General features: G+C 35.4%; 23 protein-coding genes and 5 tRNA genes. 11 read left to right on the top strand and 17 right to left on the bottom strand.

From position 1 onward, the window contains the following. Positions 1-173 precede the first annotated feature (173 nt). The 3 genes from dcd to T368_RS0101920 all read right to left on the bottom strand — a co-directional run bounded on the left by dcd (position 174) and on the right by T368_RS0101920 (position 2,662). A complete protein-coding gene (gene dcd, locus T368_RS0101930) occupies positions 174-752 on the bottom strand; it encodes a dCTP deaminase (RefSeq protein ID WP_004084145.1) in 579 nt (192 codons plus the stop codon). Between the two features lie 73 nt (positions 753-825). After that, entirely contained in the window at positions 826-1,866 is a 1,041-nt protein-coding gene (hemW, locus tag T368_RS0101925; RefSeq protein WP_004084146.1) for a radical SAM family heme chaperone HemW, read from the bottom strand. 88 nt (positions 1,867-1,954) lie between these two features. Then, entirely contained in the window at positions 1,955-2,662 is a 708-nt protein-coding gene (locus T368_RS0101920) for an alpha/beta fold hydrolase (protein ID WP_004084147.1), read from the bottom strand. A 103-nt stretch (positions 2,663-2,765) separates the two neighbouring features. Between T368_RS0101920 and greA the strand changes: the two genes are divergently transcribed. The 6 genes from greA to T368_RS0101895 all read left to right on the top strand — a co-directional run bounded on the left by greA (position 2,766) and on the right by T368_RS0101895 (position 8,280). Further along, positions 2,766-3,251, top strand: a complete 486-nt coding sequence (gene greA / locus T368_RS0101915; RefSeq protein ID WP_004084148.1) for a transcription elongation factor GreA — start codon at positions 2,766-2,768, stop codon at positions 3,249-3,251. Between the two features lie 75 nt (positions 3,252-3,326). After that, positions 3,327-3,875 carry an ATP-dependent protease subunit HslV gene (hslV, locus tag T368_RS0101910; protein ID WP_004084149.1) on the top strand — a complete coding sequence of 183 codons (549 nt, stop codon included), beginning with the start codon at positions 3,327-3,329 and terminating at the stop codon, positions 3,873-3,875. Next, positions 3,872-5,209 carry an ATP-dependent protease ATPase subunit HslU gene (hslU, locus tag T368_RS0101905; RefSeq protein ID WP_004084150.1) on the top strand — a complete coding sequence of 446 codons (1,338 nt, stop codon included), beginning with the start codon at positions 3,872-3,874 and terminating at the stop codon, positions 5,207-5,209. The genes hslV and hslU overlap by 4 nt, the downstream gene beginning before the upstream one ends. 69 nt (positions 5,210-5,278) lie before the next feature. After that, positions 5,279-5,413, top strand: a complete 135-nt coding sequence (locus tag T368_RS17035) for a hypothetical protein (protein WP_268902556.1) — start codon at positions 5,279-5,281, stop codon at positions 5,411-5,413. A 120-nt stretch (positions 5,414-5,533) separates the two neighbouring features. After that, positions 5,534-8,029, top strand: coding sequence for a DNA topoisomerase (ATP-hydrolyzing) subunit A (gyrA, locus tag T368_RS0101900; RefSeq protein WP_004084151.1), 2,496 nt, complete (start codon positions 5,534-5,536; stop codon positions 8,027-8,029). 29 nt (positions 8,030-8,058) lie between these two features. After that, positions 8,059-8,280 carry a hypothetical protein gene (locus T368_RS0101895; RefSeq protein ID WP_004084153.1) on the top strand — a complete coding sequence of 74 codons (222 nt, stop codon included), beginning with the start codon at positions 8,059-8,061 and terminating at the stop codon, positions 8,278-8,280. Between the two features lie 188 nt (positions 8,281-8,468). Here the strand turns inward: T368_RS0101895 and hemA are convergent, their stop codons facing one another. The 9 genes from hemA to T368_RS0101850 all read right to left on the bottom strand — a co-directional run bounded on the left by hemA (position 8,469) and on the right by T368_RS0101850 (position 13,603). Next, positions 8,469-9,974, bottom strand: a complete 1,506-nt coding sequence (gene hemA / locus T368_RS0101890; protein WP_230455577.1) for a glutamyl-tRNA reductase — start codon at positions 9,972-9,974, stop codon at positions 8,469-8,471. Continuing rightward, positions 9,958-11,223 (bottom strand): polyprenyl synthetase family protein, encoded by a 1,266-nt coding sequence (locus tag T368_RS0101885; RefSeq protein ID WP_004084156.1) that lies wholly within the window; start codon positions 11,221-11,223, stop codon positions 9,958-9,960. The genes hemA and T368_RS0101885 overlap by 17 nt, the downstream gene beginning before the upstream one ends. 347 nt (positions 11,224-11,570) lie before the next feature. Beyond that, a complete protein-coding gene (locus T368_RS0101880) occupies positions 11,571-12,434 on the bottom strand; it encodes a fumarylacetoacetate hydrolase family protein (RefSeq protein ID WP_004084158.1) in 864 nt (287 codons plus the stop codon). A 236-nt stretch (positions 12,435-12,670) separates the two neighbouring features. Beyond that, a tRNA-Ser gene (locus T368_RS0101875) sits at positions 12,671-12,758 on the bottom strand. Between the two features lie 30 nt (positions 12,759-12,788). Next, positions 12,789-12,863: transfer RNA gene (locus T368_RS0101870), tRNA-Cys, on the bottom strand. Positions 12,864-12,885: 22 nt separating this feature from the next. After that, a tRNA-Leu gene (locus tag T368_RS0101865) sits at positions 12,886-12,971 on the bottom strand. 70 nt (positions 12,972-13,041) lie between these two features. Beyond that, positions 13,042-13,308 carry a TRL-like family protein gene (locus T368_RS0101860; RefSeq protein ID WP_372446104.1) on the bottom strand — a complete coding sequence of 89 codons (267 nt, stop codon included), beginning with the start codon at positions 13,306-13,308 and terminating at the stop codon, positions 13,042-13,044. 74 nt (positions 13,309-13,382) lie between these two features. Continuing rightward, a tRNA-Gly gene (locus T368_RS0101855) sits at positions 13,383-13,457 on the bottom strand. Between the two features lie 61 nt (positions 13,458-13,518). After that, positions 13,519-13,603: transfer RNA gene (locus T368_RS0101850), tRNA-Leu, on the bottom strand. Between the two features lie 325 nt (positions 13,604-13,928). Here T368_RS0101850 and T368_RS0101845 point away from each other — a divergent pair. Together T368_RS0101845 and T368_RS0101840 are read left to right on the top strand one after the other, a co-directional pair. After that, positions 13,929-15,461, top strand: a complete 1,533-nt coding sequence (locus T368_RS0101845) for a YifB family Mg chelatase-like AAA ATPase (RefSeq protein ID WP_004084162.1) — start codon at positions 13,929-13,931, stop codon at positions 15,459-15,461. A gap of 841 nt (positions 15,462-16,302) precedes the next feature. Beyond that, positions 16,303-17,577: a hypothetical protein gene (locus tag T368_RS0101840; protein ID WP_004084164.1), complete on the top strand. Its 1,275-nt coding sequence runs from the start codon at positions 16,303-16,305 to the stop codon at positions 17,575-17,577. A gap of 367 nt (positions 17,578-17,944) precedes the next feature. Here the strand turns inward: T368_RS0101840 and xseB are convergent, their stop codons facing one another. Further along, the gene (xseB, locus tag T368_RS0101830; protein ID WP_004084166.1) at positions 17,945-18,142 is read right to left on the bottom strand and encodes an exodeoxyribonuclease VII small subunit; all 198 of its coding nucleotides are present in this window, start codon (positions 18,140-18,142) and stop codon (positions 17,945-17,947) included. A 140-nt stretch (positions 18,143-18,282) separates the two neighbouring features. On the opposite strand from xseB, the gene rpmE reads away from it, so the two are divergent. Continuing rightward, positions 18,283-18,483: a 50S ribosomal protein L31 gene (gene rpmE / locus T368_RS0101825; protein ID WP_004084168.1), complete on the top strand. Its 201-nt coding sequence runs from the start codon at positions 18,283-18,285 to the stop codon at positions 18,481-18,483. 325 nt (positions 18,484-18,808) lie between these two features. Here the strand turns inward: rpmE and rplI are convergent, their stop codons facing one another. Beyond that, positions 18,809-19,252, bottom strand: a complete 444-nt coding sequence (rplI, locus tag T368_RS0101820) for a 50S ribosomal protein L9 (protein ID WP_004084170.1) — start codon at positions 19,250-19,252, stop codon at positions 18,809-18,811. Positions 19,253-19,316: 64 nt separating this feature from the next. Between rplI and T368_RS0101815 the strand changes: the two genes are divergently transcribed. Further along, positions 19,317-19,979 (top strand): M48 metallopeptidase family protein, encoded by a 663-nt coding sequence (locus tag T368_RS0101815; protein WP_004084172.1) that lies wholly within the window; start codon positions 19,317-19,319, stop codon positions 19,977-19,979. A gap of 27 nt (positions 19,980-20,006) precedes the next feature. On the opposite strand, the gene T368_RS0101810 is transcribed toward T368_RS0101815, so the two are convergent. From T368_RS0101810 to fur, 3 genes are read right to left on the bottom strand one after another with little or no spacing between them, the layout of a single operon-like run. Then, the gene (locus T368_RS0101810) at positions 20,007-20,471 is read right to left on the bottom strand and encodes a hypothetical protein (RefSeq protein ID WP_004084173.1); all 465 of its coding nucleotides are present in this window, start codon (positions 20,469-20,471) and stop codon (positions 20,007-20,009) included. Then, positions 20,468-21,091, bottom strand: coding sequence for a hypothetical protein (locus T368_RS0101805; RefSeq protein WP_004084174.1), 624 nt, complete (start codon positions 21,089-21,091; stop codon positions 20,468-20,470). Before T368_RS0101805 ends, T368_RS0101810 begins: the two co-directional genes overlap by 4 nt. Before the next feature lie 4 nt (positions 21,092-21,095). After that, positions 21,096-21,557: a ferric iron uptake transcriptional regulator gene (gene fur, locus T368_RS0101800; protein ID WP_004084175.1), complete on the bottom strand. Its 462-nt coding sequence runs from the start codon at positions 21,555-21,557 to the stop codon at positions 21,096-21,098. 235 nt (positions 21,558-21,792) lie between these two features. Here fur and T368_RS0101795 point away from each other — a divergent pair, with 235 nt between their 5' ends. Continuing rightward, the gene (locus tag T368_RS0101795) at positions 21,793-22,767 is read left to right on the top strand and encodes a DUF475 domain-containing protein (protein WP_004084176.1); all 975 of its coding nucleotides are present in this window, start codon (positions 21,793-21,795) and stop codon (positions 22,765-22,767) included. Positions 22,768-22,798: the final 31 nt, after the last annotated feature.

Genomic DNA, 22,798 nt, shown 5'->3' with positions numbered 1-22,798 from the left:
CAAAATCGGCAGTTTTTAGGAAATATATTTAAATGTGTAAAATATTTACACATTTAAATTATGTCTCATGTTTGTCGTTAATGTAATAGAGATTCTAAATAAATTTTGTATGGCATTACAAGGGATAAAATCAAGAATTATAGAATCTGTGTTAAAAAATCCTATAGTTGTATCTATGAATCTTTATTATGTAAAACCTTAGGTAGTGTAATGCCCTTTTGTCCTTGATATTTGCCTTTTTTGTCTTTATAGCTTATCTCGCAAGGCGAATCGCCCTCTAAAAATAATACTTGGGCTATGCCTTCATTGGCATAAATCTTTGCTGGAAGTGGCGTTGTATTTGAAATCTCAATAGTGATATGCCCCTCAAACTCTGGCTCAAAAGGCGTAACATTCACAATTATCCCACACCTTGCATAAGTGCTTTTGCCAAGACAGATAGCAAGCACATTGCGTGGCATTCTAAAGTATTCTATCGTGCGTGCAAGGGCAAAAGAGTTTGGCGGCACAAGGCAGTAGCCCTTTTCACTTGCATCGACTTCTACAACATTGCGTTCATCAAAGCTTTTAGGATCAACCAAAGTCGCACCGATATTTGTAAAAATCATAAATTCACTACCCACGCGAATGTCATATCCATAGCTTGATAGCCCATAACTTACGATATTTTGCCCCACTTGCTTTTCACAAAATGGCTCAATCATACCCTTTTTACTCATCTCTTTAATCCACAAATCAGACTTTAAACCCATGATAACCTACCCATCAAAAATACCAAAGAATTATAGCAAAAACAAATCTCATTCACTCTCAAAATGTGAAAAATCAAGTAAGATATAACGCAATGGAATCTGCAAGGAAAAAATCATTCGCATAGATTCTATTATTTGCCTCATAGCATAAATTACTCTCAATCACATATTTTAGCTTTGCTTGATTTAGCAGACTTTTTTCTACACCGATTTCACTTCTAAAACCCATGAAAATAGACTCAAAATCGAGATCATTTTGACTTAATGCTTCTTCTTTTCTTTGAAGTGGATTAGTGATATATTGCTCTAAGTTTGGGGTAGCAAAATAACGCACAGAATCTACTCTACCAACAGAACTCGCTCCAACGCCAAGATAAGATTTTCCTTGCCAATAGCCTAAATTATGCCTGCATTTATTTTTATATGAAAAATTTGATACTTCATATTGCCTAAAACCTTTTTTTTGTAAAAAATCACGCACAAGCACACCAAAACTCTCCCTAGATTGCAGGGAATAAGCCTTTCTATCGCCAAAACGAGAGTTAGAATCTATGCTTAAACTATATGCAGAAAGATGGCTAATAGGCAGTTTTAGGGCAGATTCTAACTCATATTCTATGCGTTTGTTTGTATCAAGTTTGCAATCATAGATTAAATCAAGGCTGATATTTTCAATATGCTTATAAGCAATGTCAAACGCCCTACAAATATCATCATAGCTATGCACTCGCTCAAGCATTTGCAGTTTATCATCATAGAAGCTTTGCACCCCAATGCTTAATCGATTCGACCCAAGCCCCTTTATCTCACTAAGCCAAGAGTGTGTAATTAAGTTTGGATTCATCTCAAAAGTAATCTCACAATCACTCGCACATAAGGGCGTTAAAAGCGTAAATATCTCTCTATAATGTTTAGAATCTACAAAGTTTGGTGTGCCACCGCCAACAAAAATGCTTGTAATCTTTTTTACGCTAAAATGCTTTAATGTGTGCTTTATATCCTTTAGTAATGCTTGAAAATATGGCGTAATCATATTCTCTTTATTGACTTGTGAGAAAAATGCACAATACCCACATTTAGAATCACAAAATGGAATGTGTATATATAAAAGCAAAGAAATCCTTTTTATATGTGAGTTGTAAAATCTAAAGATATGCAAATGCTTCTATCTTAAGATTCTAAAACGCTCAATCATTTAGAATCTAGCTATGATATAAAGTATCAATCAATTCACCTTGTTTTAAAAAAAAGTAGTGATCACCATCTAAAACATGTGTTTTTGCTTGTGGCATGAGAGAGCAAATTATGTGAAACGCACTTAATGGTGTAGCACTATCGTCTTTACCCCAAAAGATTGTAGCCTTGTGTTTGAAAGCCTTATAATACGGGGCGTAGTCTTCCTGCACGACTTGCTTAAAGACTTCATACATTATAGGACTTAGCTCTTTTGCATCATCTGCCCTTAGGGCGTTTATATTTAAAGGCAGCTTTTTTAGCACCTTTGCGGTTGCTATTTTAAATCTTACTTTGAGTGGTTTTGGCAGTAAGATTCCAGCACTACTAAGCAAAATAATTTCAGAATCTAGCAATAAGGCTATCTTACCGCCAAAGCTGTGTCCAGCGATTATGCGATTTTCTTTAGCAATATTGCATGCTTGTAGAAAGAGTGAAATAATATTTGCATAATCTTGTGTAGTTAAAAAGACTTCATTAGGACTTGCACCAAATCCGGGCAAATCAATATAAAGATGATTGTAGTTACAAAAAACTTTATTAAATGCTAATGCCATAAGCTCCTTATTACTTCCCCAGCCATGTAGAAATATGATATATTTTTCTGCGTTATTATCTATCATGTTATAGGCGATATGAAACTTATTATTATGATATAGAATCTCTTTTGCTGCCATAAATACTCCATTAATCTAAAAGGTTAATTTTAATATAAAAACATTTTTTCTATCTATTTTTTTGTATAATTATGCTTTTTATTTTTTGAAAAAGGCAATAAACATGACAGAACCAATGAGTAAATATGGATTTAATAAACTAACACAAGAATTAAAAGACTTAAAAGAAGTGCAAAGACCAAAAGTAGCCCAAGAAATAGATATAGCCCGCTCTCATGGAGATTTGAAAGAAAATGCCGAATATCATGCTGCAAAAGAAAAACAAGCATTTATTGAATTTAAGATTAATGAACTAAGTAAAATGCTATCAAACGCACAAGTCATTGACCCATCAACCCTGCCGCATGATAAAGTGAGCTTTGGTAGCACTATAACTATTCTTAATCTTAATACAGATAAGGAAGTCGTCTATACGATTGTAGGCACAACTGAAAGTAATCCTTCAAAAGGGCTTATATCCTTTAACTCACCATTAGCAAAAGAATTGATAGGTAAAGAAGAGGGTGATGAGGTGATTATAAATCTACCAGCAGGTGAGACTGAATTTGAGATTCTAAAGATTGAGTATAAACCTATTAGCTTTGAGTAGTTGAGTTAGGAATAAAGAATTTAATCGCTTATAGTATAATATTTGTTTTATTTTTAGAAAGCATAAAGGAAAGATATGTTTCATGCGACAACGATTTTAGGGTATGTTGGACAAAAAGATGGTAAGCCCTATGGTGTGATTGGCGGAGATGGGCAGGTGAGCTTTGGTAACTGCGTGATGAAAGGCAATGCGACAAAAATCCGCTCTCTTTATAATGGCAAGATTCTAAGTGGTTTTGCTGGAAGCACAGCTGATGCCTTTAGCCTTTTTGATATGTTTGAGAGAATCTTGGAGGGTAAAAAGGGCGATTTATTAAAATCTGTAATGGAGTTTAGCAAAGAATGGCGTAAAGATAAATATCTAAGAAGACTTGAAGCCATGATGATAGTCCTAAATGCTACACATATTTATGTGCTAAGTGGCACAGGTGATGTCGTAGAGCCAGAAGATGGCAAGATAGCAGCCATTGGCAGTGGTGGAAACTATGCTTTAAGTGCGGCTAGGGCTTTAGATAAATTTAGCGATATAGCACCAAAAGATCTAGTTTTAGAATCCTTAAAAATTGCTGGAGAGATTTGCATTTATACAAATACAAATATTAAATTATTGGAGATTACAGAATGAACGAATTAATTATCACACAAACGCCACGAGAGATTGTATCCTATCTTGATGGCTACATTATCGGACAAAAGGACGCAAAAAAGGCAGTCGCCATAGCCCTTAGAAATAGATATAGAAGACTACAATTACCAAAAGAAATGCAAGATGAGGTAACGCCGAAAAATATCCTTATGATTGGCTCTACTGGTGTGGGTAAAACAGAGATTGCAAGGCGTATGGCAAAGCTTATGGGGCTGCCGTTTGTGAAAGTTGAAGCAAGTAAATATACTGAAGTGGGCTTTGTTGGTCGTGATGTAGAATCTATGGTAAGAGATTTGGTCAATGCAAGTGTAAATCTATTGCAAAGTAAGCAAAAAGAAGATTCTGCTGATAAAATAGATGACTATATCCTTAATAGAATCACACAAAAGCTATTACCGCCCTTGCCAGCAGGTGTTACCGAGCAGAAAAAGCAAGAATATGATATAAGCTTTGAGAAAATGAAAGAGCGTGTAAAAAGTGGGGCAATGGATGATACAAAAATAATGATTGAGATTGCCAAGCAAGAAGAAAAGATTGATGAAAACCTGCCAGCAGAAATTATAAAAGTGCAAGAATCTTTAATCAAAGCCTTAAACATGAAAGGCGATAAAATCAAAAAAGAAATCACAATTAAGGAAGCAAAAGAGCTGTTACGCCCAGAGGCACAAAATGCTGTGCTAGATTCTGATATGATTAAAACTGATGCATTGAAACTTGCGGAGCAAAGCGGTATAATTTTTATCGATGAGATTGATAAAATCGCAGTTGCCTCAAAAGATTCTAGCAAACAAGACCCGAGTAAAGAGGGCGTGCAAAGGGATTTATTACCCATTGTTGAAGGCAGTGTGGTGCAAACTCGCTATGGACAGATTAAAACCGATCATATTCTATTTATCGCTGCAGGGGCATTTCATTTTAGTAAGCCAAGCGATCTTATCCCAGAATTGCAGGGGAGATTCCCATTGCGTGTGGAATTGCAAGTGCTTGATGAAGAAGCACTCTATCAGATTCTAACACAGACAAAAAACTCAATTATAAGGCAATATGAGGCATTGCTATCAGTCGAGGGCATTACCTTGAAATTTGAAGATTCTGCATTAAGGGCATTAAGCAGATTATCCTTTCATGCAAATGAAAAGACTGAAGATATCGGGGCTAGAAGACTGCATACTACAATTGAGAGAGTGCTAGAAGATATTAGCTTTTGTGCGGAAGATTATAAGGGGCAGGAAGTGGTTATTACAGAATCTCTTGTAGAAGAAAAGCTTAAAGATTTAGTAGAAAATGTGGATTTAGCTAGATATATTTTGTAGAATCTGCTGGGTTAGGATAGCGTATTTTAAATGTGTTATGTAGGATTTAAGATCCTACAATAAGTTGTCATGTTGAGCGTAGCGAAACATCTAGTATGGAATCCAAAAAAAGATATTTCGTGCTTACGCACTCGCACGAGCAAAGCTCTTGCCCACACTTGCAAATATGACAAGAATTTTAGATTCTATGGGATTGATGTATAAAAAGAGTTCGTATTAAAACAAGCTATTTTTATCATATAGAATCTCATCATATAGATTTTGAATTTCATAGGATATTAAGCAAGAAATTGATACAATTACAGCTTTTAAAGGAGCAAATATATGGATAATTTACTAGACAATACGATAATTAAACCTGTTCGCATTGATGATTCTATAAAAGAGAGTTATCTTGACTATTCTATGAGTGTTATTGTCGGTAGAGCTTTGCCTAATGCAAGAGATGGATTAAAGCCTGTGCATAGACGAATACTTTATGCGATGAAGCATAATCTAGGACTTACAAGTAATGCGAAATATAAAAAGTGCGCTAAGATTGTGGGGGAAGTAATGGGTAACTATCACCCGCATGGTGATACCGCAATTTATGATGCACTTGTGAGAATGGCACAAGATTTTTCTATGCGTTTAGAGTTAGTCGATGGACAAGGTAACTTTGGGTCTATTGATGGCGATAAAGCCGCTGCTATGCGTTATACTGAAGCAAAGATGACAAAAGTCGGCGAAAGCATGCTATTTGATATAGAAAAAGACACGGTAGATTTTGTCCCAAACTATGATGGCTCTGAAAAAGAACCAGCGATACTGCCGACTAGATTCCCAAATTTGCTTGTAAATGGCTCTAATGGTATCGCTGTAGGTATGGCGACTTCTATCCCACCACATAGACTTGATGAAGTAGTCGATGCCCTAATTTATAGAATCAATAATCCACAAAGCGAGATTGAAGATATACTGCCCTTAATCGAGGGACCAGACTTTCCAACAGGCGGCATTATACATGGTAGGCAGGGCATTATTGAAGCCTACAAGACAGGACGCGGTAGGATTAAGATTCGAGCAAAAGTGCATGTAGAAAAAACTAAAACAAAAGATGTTATCGTAGTCGATGAGATTCCATATCAAGTGAATAAAGCAAGGCTTTTTGAGCAAATTGACACATTAGCAAAGGATAAAGTGGTAGAAGGTATAGCTGAAGTGAGAGATGAGTCCGATAAAGATGGTATGAGACTAGTTATCGAGCTAAAACGGGAAGCTATGAGTGAAATCGTGCTAAATCATCTCTATAAATCCAGTGCTATGGAGACTACTTTTGGGATTATACTACTTGCTATTGAGGGCAGAGAACCAAAGATATTTACACTTTTAGAATTGCTTGATATTTTTATCTCTCATAGAAAAACGATAGTTATCCGCCGCATTATATTTGAGCTAGAGAAAGCAAGGGCTAGAGTGCATATTTTAGAGGGATATAGAATCGCCCTTGAAAATATCGATGAGATTGTAGCCCTTATCCGTGCAAGTGAGAATCCAGAAAAAGCACAAAGTGAGCTTATGAGTCGCTTTAGCCTTACAGAGATTCAGAGTAAAGCAATACTAGAAATGCGATTGCAACGCTTAACAGGACTAGAGCGAGATAAGATAGAGAATGAATACAGGGAGCTTGTAGCCCTTATCGCTGAATTAGAATCTATTCTAAGAAGTGAAGATAAGATTAATGGCGTGATTAAAGAAGAGTTGCTAGAAGTGCAGAAGCAATTCTCAAGCCCTAGAAGAACGCTTATTGAAGAAAATTATGATGCTATTGATATAGAGGACTTAATCCCAAATGAAGCAGTCGTTGTAACCATGAGTCATAGGGGCTATGTGAAGCGAGTCTTGCTAAAAACTTATGAAAAACAGCATCGTGGTGGTAAAGGCAAAATCAGCGGCAATACGCATGATGATGACTTTATACAATCTTTCTTTGTAGCAAATACGCATGATACCATTATGTTTATCACAAATCGCGGACAGCTTTACTGGCTAAAAGTGTATAGAATCCCAGAAGCAGGCAGAACTGCAATCGGTAAAGCAGTGGTAAATCTCATAGGCTTACAAGATGGTGAAAAGATTATGACGACCATTACTACAAGTGATTTTAATGAAGATAAATCGCTTGTATTCTTCACAAAAAATGGCATTGTAAAACGCACAAATTTAAGCGAATATAAAAATATCCGCAATAATGGTGTAAGGGCAATAAATCTTGATGAAGATGATGAACTCATCAGTGCTAGCATTATAGATTCTAGTGTGAAAGAGCTTTTCATTGCTACAAAAGAGGGGCAGTGTATCCGCTTTGCCGCAGATTCTATACGCGATATTGGCAGGGTTGCTAGGGGCGTTATTGGCATTAAATTTAAAGTAGCAAATGATAGCGTTATCGCGGCGACAACGATTAAAGGCGATGAAGATAAGCTATTAAGCATTAGTGAATTAGGCATTGGTAAGCAGACATTAGCGGGGAGTTATAGCACGATTAATCGTGGTGGAAAAGGTGTCATTGCTATGAAGCTTACAAATAAAACGGGCAAACTTGTGAGTGTTTTAAGTGTGAATGATTCTAATATGGATTTAATGGTGCTAACCACTTCAGGTAAAATGATACGCGTGCCTTTAGAATCTATAAGGGAAGCAGGACGCAATACAAGCGGTGTAAAAATCGTTAGTCTTGGGAATAAGGATAAAGTAGCATTTGCAAGTATTTGTAATAAAGAAGAGAGTGAAGAAGACAGCGAATCTAGCACGGGACCAACACTTAATTTTCCAGAATGACTATAAGATTCTAAACACAGGATTTAAGAATGAACTTTTTTAGCGAAACACAAAATACAATCAATGAAGATATTTTTTTAGAAAACTACAACAAAGCCCTTGCGGCATTAACACAATGCCAAAGCAGTAAGAATATAAACTCATGCTTTACATGCAGCATGCTTTTTGATTGCACGATACGAGAGCAATATGTAAGTGCTACTTATGAAAGCATGAGTAAAGGCGAGGAAGGGGCATTTGACTTTAATTAAATTTATTCTAAGAATGAGTTAGAATCTAGTTTTTAAAGATTTTTATATCTTTATTTTGTGTTATCTTTATCAAAGGCTATAAGCATTATTTTTCATATCTTTAAATTAAGACTATTAGCATGAAGATGTAAAGCCGCGAGATTTCATACAAGCAATACAAACTAAATAAGTTTCCATCAATAGCAAGTCTATTGCTTTGTTATGTCATATTCACATTTATAACGGTTTAATAAGATTCTATCTTGTGCGCCAAATACATTTGCTATTGCCTCTAGCATGGAATCCGCCTTCTCATCATCTGCCATTGCTTTGATTTTCATTGTTGGAGTGTGCAGAAACTCATTAAATGTGCTATGCAATAATTTCTCAACATTCTCTCTCAAAGCTTCTGGGATAAAGCCTTTTTTAATCGCACGATTAATCTCTTTATAACTTGCAAGTTTTGCTTGTTCTCTCATCGCCTTAATTACAGGATTTACGCCAAGCCCAGATAGCCAATGCTCAAAATCAAGCACAAACTGCCCGACTATACCCATCGCCATTTTTGCGCTCTCTTTTCTTGCGTTAATGTGTGTAGCTGCTTTGCTTTTTAAACTATCCACATCAATCACTTCTATATTATCATAGCCTAAAGCCTGCAATTTAGCAGTGTCAAATGAGAGATTTCTAGGCATTGAGAGATCAAAAAATATGCGTTTTTTCTCCACTTTTTCTAGCATTTCATGCGTTACAATCACACCACCTGCCACCGCAAACAAGATAACATCATACTCATTTATATGTGTTTGCAATAGGGTAAAATCAAGCAAAGAAACATGTTCTAAATTATGTGTTTGTAGCAACTCTTGCGCCTTTATTTTTGTGCGATTACAAAGTGTGAGATTTACATTATGTTTTGCTAGATTCTTAAGACATAAAAGCCCCATTTCACCAACACCTACAACTAGAATCTTTGCATTTTTAAGCGTATTGTCTAAATATTCAAGTCCAAGATTCACAGCGATTGAAGCAACTGATACGGGATTTTTAGAAATATCTGTAAGCGTTCTCACTTGTGCAGCACATCGAAAGGCAAAATGCAGTAGCCTTGTGAGTGCTTTCGCACATAGATTGTTATCATAGCTTAGTTTATATGCGGCTTTCATCTGTCCGCTAATCTGCGTCTCACCAATAACTACCGACATAAGAGAGCTTGCTACACTGAATACATGATGCACCGCATGGCTTTGCAATGCAATATGTGCGTTATCCTGCAAAATATCCCTATCAATGCCCTTAAAATTTGCAAGTTTTGCGATAATTTCATGGCAGATTGTTAGAGCGTGATAGTTAGAATCCCGATTGCCATTACTTTCTAAAATAGCTTTATCTTGACAAGAAGTTGCATGAAGTGCTTTATCATGTCTTAAATGGTAATGATTAGATTCTGTAGTCTTAATCTCATTTTGTGTTACAATGAGATCTTTAGAATCTTTTGTTGCTATACCTTGCAAATACACATAGATTTCACATCTATTGCAAGTCGCAAGCAGCATAGATTCTAGGATACCATCGATATTATTTAGTTGTTTAAGTAGCGTAATGGTATCAGTATCATCAAAGTGCAACTTCTCTCGCAAAGCCACACCCACATTTTTATGCGAAAAGCTTATAACCGCATACATCATATCCCTTTCATTAAAAATCTCGCTCAATCATAGCTTGTATAATGGCATAGAGTTTTTGATTATTCAGCATAGAAGCGATATGTAATGCCTTGTTGCCATACTCCAATGCCTTCTCTCGTGCTTTCTGCAATGGGGAATCTAGTAGCAAATCTTTTAGTTCTTGTGCGTCTTTTGCGTTTAAGTCTTGTTTAAAGAGTGATTTTAACCACGCTTTTTTTTCTTTTGGGAGTGCATGATAAAGGTAGATATAAGGAAGTGTTGTCTTACCTGATTTAAAGTCGCTTAAAGCAGGTTTGCCAAGCTTTGTGCTATCTTGTGTAATGTCTAAAATATCATCTATGATTTGAAATGCCATGCCAAGATTAAAACCATAATCATAGTAGAGTTTGTGTATATCTTTGTTAGAATCTAGATTTTGCGTTGTCTCTTTACTAAAGAAACTGCAGCTTTGCCTTGTTTTGATACTTTTTACAGATTTTGTGGTGTCGGCTCGCTCACTTACCTTTAGGTAACTCCCTTCACCTCCCCCTTGAGAGCCACAAAACGAAGTTTCTTTAGAAAAATCACTCAAAGATACTTCCGCAGGGTCTTTATCCATATTCCCACTAGAATCTAGTTTCTTGTCATTTTGAGCCATAGGCGAAAAATCTTTTTTAGATTCCATACTAGATATTTCGCTACGCTCAATATGACAATTTGTAGCAAATTCCAATCCCCTCGCATTTTCTCCACTAGATTCCATATTTTTAGAATTTAGCAATTCCACTTCACTCTTTAGCAACGCCGCACATTCGGCACTTGCAGCAATCAAACTCGCACTTTTATGTCCTATCATGCTAAGATATTTTTCTTCATATTCATTAAAGCTTTGTTCTAGATTCACATCTTCTAGCTCACCAACGCTTAATTCTACAACGCTTTTTGATAGCGATTGTGCTATGCTTTTTGGAAAATGTGAGAGTTCAAAAAACGCACGAGAATAGAGAATGTCTCCTAACATAATCGCATTTTTATTGCCAAATTGTGCGTTAAGGCTAGGCTTCCCACGCCTTAAATCACTCGAATCTATCACATCATCATGCAATAATGACGCACTTTGTATAAGCTCAATAATCGCACAAAGCCGATATGCCTCATCGCTATCAACAACGCTTAACACAAGCTTAGATCGAAGCATTTTCCCGCTTTCTAAATGCTTATACAAAGTAAGCGCTTCATCGCTATTAATATCTGCAATCATCTCTGTGGCAAGCTTTGCAATCCTATCAAGCTCCATTATATTCCTTTATATGTGTGCCATGTTTTTAAAATTCTAAATGCAAACTATTATTTTAACATGAAAAAGGCTATTTTTGATAATTTAGATTCTAAAGCTATGTGTTTTATTTGTTTAAAAAAGATGAACATTTCTAAATGTCGAAATTAAATTTTATTAATTATTATGACTTGCAAATCGAGGTGTCTAGAGAATCTAAAATTATAACACCAATTACTAGTTTAACTGCTCTTAATATTTGTGAAACATGTTAAAACAAGCATCAAGAATAAACATCACATGGTTTTATTTAAGATCCATGTGGTATGGACAGCGTTTTCTCTTGATGTTTTTATGAAATCTTAACTCTATTTCTTAATATTTGTTTTCAAAGTCCCAATACCTTGTATTTCACATACGACTTCATCACCTGCTTTTAAAAACTTAGGTGGTGTAAATCCCATGCCAACGCCACTTGGAGTCCCCATAGATATGATACTACCCACCTTTAGTGTAAAATATGAGGATAATTCAGCAATGACATGTGGCACATCAAAAATTAGCTTAGAAGTATTGCTATTTTGCCGCAACTCACCATTCACATAACTTTTAATATCAAGGTTTGTAATATCCAAATCATCACGCAAAACAATACATGGACCCATAGGGAACGCACCCTCTAGACTTTTACCTGCATACCATTGCTTATGCTTTTGCTGCAAATCCCTTGCTGAAATATCATTGCCTATCGTGTATCCAAATACAAAATCGAGTGCATTTTCTCTTGTTGCATGGCGACAATCCTTGCCGATGATTACCACAAGTTCGACTTCATAATCTAGCTGACTTGTATTATTTGTGATGAAAAAATCACCATTTGGTGCGTTGCATTCATTAATGCGTTTGCTAAAATAGACTGCCTCTTCGCGTTTGCCATCGAATGCTTCATTCTTAAAACGCATAGATTCTACTGCATGTTCCATGTAATTAATGCCAAGACAGATAACATCTTGCATTGGCGTTTTAATAGGTGCGAGTAGCGTTATATCGCTAAGTGGTATGAGTGGATTTGGCTTATTTAGATATTGCTTGAAGCTGTCATAATGCACGATAAAATCGTTCATATTATTGCTTATATCAAGCGGCATAACCATTGTATCATTCTCACATAAGATTCCCAGAAACTCAATGCCTTTATCTAAGAATCTTACAAGCTTACCATGTAATTCCATTCTTTATCCTTTTATGATTTATTGCATACTTTTAATGATAGCATATAAGTGAGTAGTATTATTGTATAGTCAAGTCTTTTTGGAATTTCTTGTGTGCGAATGCAGACACAATATATTCAAATATTTGTTATTAATTATTTACAAGAAAACTGCTAAATCATGAAAAAAATGGAGAAGGGATAGCTAGAATCATAAAGTATCGCAGTTAAATGAGTTTATTAATATCTAACAAAAAATGGCCGGGAGAGAGGGATTCGAACCCCCGGAGGTGTGACCCTCAACGGTTTTCAAGACCGCCGCTTTCGACCACTCAGCCATCTCCCGCATATTCTAAAACATAGCAAACACTTTTTATGGAGGCGACACTCGGATTCGAACCGAGGAATCAAAGCTTTGCAGGCTCATGCCTTACCACTTGGCTATGTCGCCGATTATCTCATACATACAAAAGTGGTGCCCAAGACCGGACTCGAACCGGTACGGACTAGGTCCGAGGGATTTTAAGTCCCTTGTGTCTACCATTTCCACCACCTGGGCAAACAAGTCTATGATGACAAAAAGCCATCATAGACCCTCCAGTCATACTTTCAAATAATAAAGGGGTATATTAGTTACCCTTTACGATAGTGGTGTATTGACCATACAGACCAAGATAATTTTTAGCCTCTTGATCTATAAGCTTGATATCAGTGATACCACCAGCTTTAGCGGCAGCCTCCACAGAACAATCACCCAAAGCCACAAGACTTAAAATGCTTGTGCATGTAGCTGTGCCCTCTTTAGAATACTTAGCACTATCACCACCAACACCTTGTTTTACGCCTGTATATAAAGAACCCATAGGATATGGTGCAGCACAACCACTAATCAACAACGAACCAGCTAATAAAGAAGCAACTAACAACCCTTTTTTTCATCATCTTATCCTTACAAAAAAATTAACAAAAATGGAGCGGGAAACGGGGATCGAACCCGCGGCCCCAACCTTGGCAAGGTTGTGCTCTACCACTGAGCTATTCCCGCAAAACAAATGAGAGTGAAGAATTATAACATAAAAAACGATATTTTACAAAAAAATGTAAAATGGTGCGGAAGAGAGGAATCGAACCTCCATGCCTTGCGGCGCTAGATCCTAAGTCTAGTGCGTCTGCCAATTTCGCCACTTCCGCATAAAAACAAAGTGAGATTATACCGCAATAAACTTAAAATAAAATAAAATTTCTAGTAATTATTTGATTTTAATGCGGAATAAGATTGACACTTCTTTTTGTGTGAGTATAAATTTTTTAAATATATCGTGCGTAGAAAACACGAATTTATGTTTGACTCTGAAAATGATATGAAAGATTAAGTATAAAGTCATATTGGGCTGATAAGCTGTGTCGGTCTTACATAAAAGACTATTGAGACGACTTTGCGTTACAAATCATCTCTCTTTTCATAGGACTTATGCTATAATCCAAACATTGTTTCAAAAATAGTGGTAAGAAAAACATGGTAAATAGAATATATTGTGCGACACAAGATGGACTAAATTCTAAAATCATTGAAGTTGAGGCGACTTTTACGCGTGGATTACCTACCTTTAATATCACAGGGCTTGCTTCAAGCTCTATTAAGGAATCTCAACACCGCGTTACAAGCGCACTTGCTAATCTTTCCATGGATTTTCCACCGCTAAAGCTAACCATCAATCTCTCACCTTCAGATTTACCAAAAAATGGCAGCCATTTTGACTTACCTATCGCACTTTTGATAGCTGCGAGTAAAGAGAGTATTGTGCTTGATTCATGGTTTGCCTTTGGTGAGTTAGGGCTATCTGGTGTGATAAAAAATGTGCCCTTAATCTATCCTATGCTGCTTGATATTTCCCTGCAAAAGCCAAACGCAAAGGTTATTTTACCAAGTGAGGCAAGGGCGCTTTATAGCAAGATTCCAAATCTGTCTATGTATTTTGCTAATGATATATTAGAGGCTCTTGAGATTCTAAGGGGGAATATAGCACAAGCAGACACAAGCAGCGATTTTGAGTTTAAATCCTTTAAGATTAATGATATGCCATTTTATTATGACACCTCTTTTGAGCTAGATTTTGCTGATGTGAAAAGTCAGGAAAGAGCGGTCAAAGCGGCATTAATTGCTGCATGTGGATTCCATAATATCTTGTTTGAAGGGAGTCCGGGCTGTGGTAAAAGTATGATTGCAAAGCGTATGCAATACATTCTCCCGCCACTTAGTCTAAAAGAGATGATAGAGAGTGTAAAATTGCAAGCATATAACGAACAAACACTATGCTATAAGCCCATAAGGAGTTTTCGATCGCCCCATCAAAGCGCATCAAAAGCTAGTATTCTAGGCAGTGCGACGCACCTTAAGGTAAATCCGGGCGAGATCGCCCTAGCACATAATGGCATTATATTTTTTGATGAATTGCCCTATTTCAAGCGAGATATTTTAGAATCTTTGCGAGAGCCACTTGAGAATAATCAGTTGGCTATCTCAAGGGTGCATTCAAAAGTGATATATGATACTTCATTTCTCTTTATCGGTGCGATGAACCCTTGCCCTTGTGGGAATCTACTCTCACCCACAAAAGAGTGTCGATGCAAGGATTCTGAAATTAGAAGCTATCGAAATAATCTAAGTGAGCCATTTTTAGACAGAATAGACCTTTATATACAAATGCAAGAGCATATAGATACACCAAAACAAACTAGCGTTATAGAATCTAAAGATATGCAAAAAATTGTCTTTAGCGTATTTAAACGCCAAGTTGAGCGAGGGCAAATGGATACAAAGGGAAATATTATCTTTAATGGTAAGCTATCGCCTTTGCAAGTGGAGCAATACTGCCCACTTAGCCTAGAGTGCAAGAATCTTTTAGACCAAGCAAAAGCAAGGTTTAATCTAAGCTATCGGGGCGAACAAAAGATAAGAAAAGTCGCTAGAACACTTGCTGATATGCAAGATTCTAATAATATACAAAAAGAGCATATTTTAGAAGCCCTAAGCTATCGTAAGGTGTGAGTGATTCTAGTGATATTAAAAACATATTTAGGTTTTAGTATAATTCTAATGCGTTTAAAGAAGAAAGGCTTTAAGTGGTTATCGGTAATTTTCATTATATTCATATAGGCCATGTATAGTTTTATGCAGTCTTTAATCAATCTTACAATCCCTCCCTATTTCAGTTCCTACAAGGCATCAACATAACCCATATAACACATTTAATAATCTTGCATTGCTTTATAACTCCATATTGTTTACACGTGTTTCAACCTTTTAGTGAGTCTTAAACAATGTTGTGAGTGTCAGATGTATTATTTGTTTTTTTGTTTCTTGGTGTTAGATTTAAGTTAATTAATTGGGGCTTTATACTTTAATGGCTACATACATATCAACATTAAGTGATACAAAGTTAAGCCGATATACAAATATGTAAATATACATAATAACCTTTCAAAATCCATTATTACAGCATTATTCATTGAAAGACTTTATGGTGTTATTAGTAAGTGTTGGCGTGTGATACATTATTGCCATCAGCGACATGATTAAACATTGTGTATAATACCCGCATACATTATATTTGCAAAGTTATCATTCAATATTAAAATCCACATGCAGTAAGCTTATTTGCATTATTAACTTCCGTTAAATCATTCCTATTAGCTAAAATGATTTTATTTAGCAGACAACCAATCTCTAGTGTCTTACGGAGATGTAAGATGGATACTATCGGTAATTTTTCTATACAAACTGCAAAAAATAGTGTAGAATTACGACTTGCATAATTTTTAGATATTATGTGCTACATTATAAATCGCTTAAAGCGTAAGATTTGATATTTGAAAGTAAGGAGAAAGACATGAATAACATGATGAAAAAAGGACTGCTAACATGTGCAATATCGCTTGGTGCAGCACAAGGGTTAATGGCAAGCAAGATAGATTTAACGACGCATGGTAGGCTTAGTGCTGGTTTCTTTGGGTATAGTGCGCCAAAAAATGGCTCAAGTAATTTCAATAACCTTGGTTTAAACGCTTATGTAAAAGCTGACTTTGGTTTAAATGAAAATTGGAATGTAGGTATGGGTGCGGCTGGCATTTGGAATGTGTTAAGCATTTTCCCCATAGATAACAATCTTTTGCCTTATACTTCAAATGGTGATGTCGCAGATATCTACATGGTGTATAAAAAGAATGGATTAAAGGTTGTAGCTGGTCGATATAATATCGATACAGGCTCAACAATCGTGCGTAGCAGTGCGTTTGTAAATGGACATCTGCAAGGTGTAAGTGTGCAGTGGAATCCTAGTGGCAACACTTCCGCATATAAAGTTTGGGCGCATTATATTAACTCATTTCTTGACAATGGCTATTTGCCCGGTAGGATAGGCTCTGATCTTGCTATGCTGAATCCGTATTTTGATAGTGGTAAGGCAAAGATTGGTGGTGAAGTGTTCTTATTTGGTGCAGATTATAGTAAAAAAGGAATCTTTTTATCACCTTATCTATTAATCAATACAAAAGCACCAAATGGCACGACAAAAATGGGCTTTAACCCTGTTTTTCAGATTGGAGCTTCTGCGAAATATACATACAAATTTAATCCAAATTGGCATTCAATCACAAGTGCAAATCTAATGTTTCAATATGGCGACATGGCAAACAATAACGCTGCAGCCGACAATTTCTTAGGTTTTATATATGCAGATGAAGAGGTAAAATATGTCCGCTATGGCACAAACAAGGCAGGCAAACAATATGAAATCTATTCTATTAGCTTTGGTGGTGGTGCAAGGGCAGTTTTAGCAAACGAGCAAGGCAGGGTTTTCTCACTTAATGATAGGACAAGATTCTATGGTAAGTTTCTCAATGGTGCTGGTATAGGTCAAGGTGGCACTTGGACATTGTATCTATTTGGTAAAATGAATCACCGACTTTTTGAAGCACAAGTTTTAGCTGGTGGTGGGACTTACACAGAGATTAGTGCTGTTGGTTTATGGAAAGCATACAGACAAAATAGAAACAGCGATGAGGGTTCATTCTTAGGATTTGATGTCGGCGGTGGCTATGTATTCGCACATGGTGCTGGTGCTGCCAACCATGGATTGATGGCATTTGCTAAGCTTTCATATTAGGATATGGTATAAGCATTTTATGCTGCCAACCATCTGTTGTTGGGTTGCTATGGATTTTAGTAGGCAATATTTTTTCTGGAATCTCGATGTTTAACCACACCATTGGGAACTTTTTAGGGCACATTGTATAAATTCATGCATCTTGCTTATACAAGCTACAATAAGCTTGTATAATAAAAATTCTAATTTGTCGTATAAGTCCTTGAGAAGACAAAAATATCTCCTTTTTAGAATCTAGTGCTCGCTATGTTTTATTTTACTTAGCATAACAAACGCTGGATTTGATTATTCTTTATACTGATTGTGATAGTTTATCTTTAGAATCTAAGTTTAACTTGATTTTGCAAATGCTTAAATCAATGAAATATTATTGTTGTTCTAGGGCATTTTTTAATTCAAACTCTGCTTCTTCCAGCATTTTGTTTGCCATATTGATATGTGTTTGTGCATCTTTGTATAGCTTCATACCATCTTTTAGATTCAGCGTGTTGTCGTTTAATTGCTTGATAATATCTTTCACTTTTTCCACATGTGTTTCAAAATCAATGTCTGTTGTTTGAGTCATGAAGTATTCCTTGCTTTTTTTATTTTAGAGTAGATAATTATACCAAAAATATGATTAATTTAAATTTACAAGCTGTATTTAAGATTATTTTGGCTATAATCCTAAGCTTTATTTTAATATTTGTTTGGAGATAAACTACCATGAAAAAAGACATTCACCCTAAATATGTTCCTTGCAAAGTAACCTGTGTAACAAGCGGTAAAGAAATTGAGGTGCTAAGCACAAAGTCTGAATTACGCATTGATATATCAAGCTTTTGTCATCCATTCTATACTGGCAGTGATAAGATTGCCGATACAACGGGTCGCGTAGAGCGATTTAGAAAGAAATATAATCGTTAATACCACTTCTTATAAAGTCTCTCCCAAAAGGGTGAGAATTGCATGTGTTAAATTAGATTAAAGGATCTGTTTAATACTAGAAAAATTAGAAAACTCGTTGTTTTACTTCTCATTTGTCGTTAAATGTATAAGCCCTTGTTTTAGACTTTATACTTCGTTATAAGTGTGTTTCTATAATATTTTTTCTGTCGAGTAGATCATTAAGTAAGGTGGGGGTGCTTCGCAATCACTTCGTAGGTAGTCATATATCTAGTGGGATTTGTTTGCCTAATATGTGGGGCATGAGTTGTAGTAAAATGCGATGAGTTACTGATATTATAAACCCTTATTCTGCAGTCACATTTAAATTTAACTTAGCTTGTAGTCCATGACCAAGTTTTACAACCGCTTGAAATTTGCCAAGAGTTTTTATCTGTGGAATCTCAAAGGCTTTTTTATCGATTGAGATTCTGTGCTGGGTTTGCAATTCACTTGAGATTTCATCTTTTGTGAGTGATCCAAAGAGATGATTGTTTGAGCCGACTTTTTTTGAGATTGTAAGCTCGATTTTTTCTAGTGCTTGTTGCATTTGCTTTGCTTCTGCAATCTGTAATGCTTCTAGTTCTGCTTGTTTTTTCTGCTCTGCTTTGTATTTATTGATAACTTCATTTGTGGCATGTTTTGCAAGTCCTTTAGCAATGAGAAAGTTATTGGCATATCCATCTTTTACTTCTTTTATTTCCCCAGCTTTGCCTAGATTTGCTACATCTTTGATTAATAAAACGCGCATTTGACACCTTTAAGTTGATTTGCTACTATATCGCCGTTATTTTAGCAGAAAAAAAGGATAATTGTTGCAAGAATTTATGGGGTTTTGGTTTGAGATTAAGACAAGCAAACGCATTAAGAGATGGCGGATTGTGTGTAATGTGGAGGGCTTTTTTATTTTTCATTTTCCATATCGCACAAAAAATACACTACAAATTGCAGAACAATATATAAAAGAAAATCATGCTAAAATGAATACATTTTTATTAAAACAGCAAACAAGATTCAATACAAATAATGACTTAGCGACGCAATATCTAAACGAGTATCCAAACTCACTTGTAGTATTTGGGACACAATGTTTAGCAAAAGATTGCACTATAGAATCTTTATGTCAAAGATTATATGCAAAATCAAAAGAAATATTAGATGAATACGCTTTGAAAATGCAGCTAAACTACACAAAGCTAATAATTAGTTTCGCAAAGTCATATCTTGGGCAATGCAATAGTAAGGCTCAAATAAAGATTGATTATCGCAATGTGCTGTGCGATGAGAGATTGCTGCGTTATCTTGTGGTGCATGAGTTGGCACATATTAGACACCCAAATCACTCTAAACTCTTTTGGCAAGAAGTAGAAAGATTCTATCCTAATTACAAAAATACACGCAAAGAATTAAAAATTATGGCAAATAGAAATGCGACTATATTAAAACACTATGGCTTATTGCATAAAAGATTGTGCTAACTTTTAACAACCAAAAATATTCATTAACTATCGTATATCCAAAAAAAGCTCTTTTGGTGTGGTAAAAATCTCAAGATAAAATCTATCATTGCTATCATCTTTGTTATATAAAAAGATTCCATGTTTAGTAATTTTTTCTAAAATATAGATTTTGTCATTGTAGTTAATTGTGCTATAAAGGCTAATCCATTCTTCATTAATTAAGGCTTTATTATTAAGTATGGCATAGAGTTTTAGTGGTGCTTGTGGCTCTTTATGTTCCTGTGATAATGACTCAATGGGTAAAGCCTTATCTTCTTTCGGTCTTAAAAAATCGATTATAAAAGAAAAATCTTTGTGTGGAATATCTTTTTGCTGTTGTATAAAATAAAGTTTAGATTCTATATCATCTGTTGGTGTAATAAAGAATCTATCTTTAAACACAATAAAAAGAAAAGCTATGCAAACAGAGATTGCAATAAATCTTTTAGAAAAGGTTTTTAAAGTTATCATATTTGATATGTCCCAACAGAAAATACGATTTTTATATCCTGTGTGAATGGTATATCATTTATGGAATCTAGATTCCCAACCACTTGGGCGGGTGCAGGGCTTTGGGGTGCAAAATGTATAGAATCTAGATTCTCTGCATTTGTAGATTCTAGACTCTTGCTATCTTGTATCCTAACTCCCATATTCCACCCATAAGGCATAGAATCGAGATTTCGTATTGTCGCATTTGACAATGAAATCTCATGTATAAAAAGTGTAGGCAACGCTTCAAGGGCGTGTATAAATTCATAGCATAGCATTGCCTTACAAGTAAAAAATAAAGTGTAGTGATTTGTTGTATAGGGCAGTGTAGTTTGCATTCGCCTTTGTTTTAATTCTTTATTGGAACAAATCGCATTCTTACATTTGCTCGTAATCTCATAATCTTTAAAAAGTAAGGCTATATTGCTTTGCATAGTTGTAATATCCACTTGTTTGCGTTGTGTAAGCACCCATTCATCATATTCGATATAGCTAAGCAAAGTAACACAAGACACTACAAACAAACATAAAAGGATAATGCGTTCAAATACGCTTTTTCGTAATAGATAAAGTGTGATTGTATGCAAGATTTTTTGCATTTAGCTAGGCATTTTTACATTTAGCACAAATCACAAAAAGTCTCATGTCATGGCTTATAAGCTGTGTGCCAAACTTCTCTGCAATATCAACTTGCAATCTCTCAATATCAGAATCTACAAATTCAATAATCTCTCCGCATTGCAAACAAATAATATGGTCATGATGGGCTTTAGCAGCAATCTCATATCTTCTACCCGTTTTATCTGCTTCAAGTGCTGTGATAAAATGCTCTTTTTCTAAGAAACTTAAGATTCTATACACAGATGAAATGCTTGTATTCTTATCTTTAATGCGTAATTGATTGGCAATTTCTTCAGGGCTTAAATGTGTACCACTTTTGTAGAGAACACCTATAATTTCTTCTCTTTGTTTTGAGTTTTTTAAGCCATTTTTCTTAATCGAAGTGCGTAGTCTAAGCAGTATAGAATCTAGAGTTTCTAATCGTTTAGTAATTGCTTTATCCATGAAAATCCCCTTAATAATGAATGTGAAAAATAATATAAAAGTAAAAACTAATCTTAGAAATAAAATTGTAGAATTATAGCAAATAAAAACTTAAAGTGCAGTATTTTTTCTCAAAATATCAGTAAAAATAGTAATAGACATACAGACAGAAGACTTACTTAGATTCACATTATATTATTATGTATATAAAGTATGCTACAATACGCACACTATTCTACTACAAAATGAGGGAGTGATGAAGCATTTTTATAGTTCTTTTGTTGTAACTTTAGTTGGGCTAGTTTTGGCATTTTATGTTGGGGCTTGGCAGGCGATTTATATATGTATTTTGCTTTCTATCTTAGAAGTTAGTCTCTCGTTTGATAATGCTGTGGTTAATGCAAAAGTGCTTGATACAATGGATATAAAATGGCAAAAGCGATTTATTTATTGGGGGATTCCCATCGCTGTGTTTGGTATGAGATTTATTTTCCCCATTGTTATTGTGGCAGTAGCTGCAAGGCTTGGTATGCTAGAGACTTTGAATCTTGCCTTATATTCACCGCAAGAGTATCATAAAACACTTGAAGAAACGCGTTTTGAGATTTATGCCTTTGGTGCTGGGTTTTTACTTATGGTATGTTTGCAATTCTTTTTTAGTGAAGATAAAGAGGTGCATTGGCTAAGTTTTATTGAAGATAATGTTATTATGCGATTTTTTATGAAGTTTCCTAACTTTGCTTTATTGCTTGCTATCACACTTGGAATCATACTACTTGCCCTAACGGATAATATACTTGTAGGCATGGCGTATTTTTGTGCGATTGTGCTGTATTTAATCATTCATTCGGCGGATAAATTTCTTGGGGCTGGTGGTGTGCGTAATGGACTTATGGGCTTTTTGTATTTAGAAGTGCTTGATGCAAGTTTTAGTTTTGATGGTGTGATTGGGGCATTTGCCTTGAGTGAGAATATCTTTATTATTATGATTGGGCTTGGCATTGGAGCTATGTTTGTGCGTAGCTTGACGCTTTATCTTGTAGAGCATAAGACACTGCAAAAGCTTATCTATTTAGAGCATGGCGCACATTATGCTATTGGGGCATTAGCTATTATTATGCTATTAAAGATTTTTATGGAAGTAAGTGAGATTATCACAGGGCTTATTGGCGTAGGATTTATTGCTATTGCCTTTATTTGCTCTCGTGTTGCAAATAAAAATAGTATGTAAAATTCACCTTTTTTGTTATAATTCCACATTT

It is taken from the genome of Helicobacter bilis ATCC 51630, assembly GCF_000686565.1.
GTDB lineage: Bacteria > Campylobacterota > Campylobacteria > Campylobacterales > Helicobacteraceae > Helicobacter_A > Helicobacter_A bilis.
This window is presented reverse-complemented; position numbering and strand designations above follow the sequence as displayed.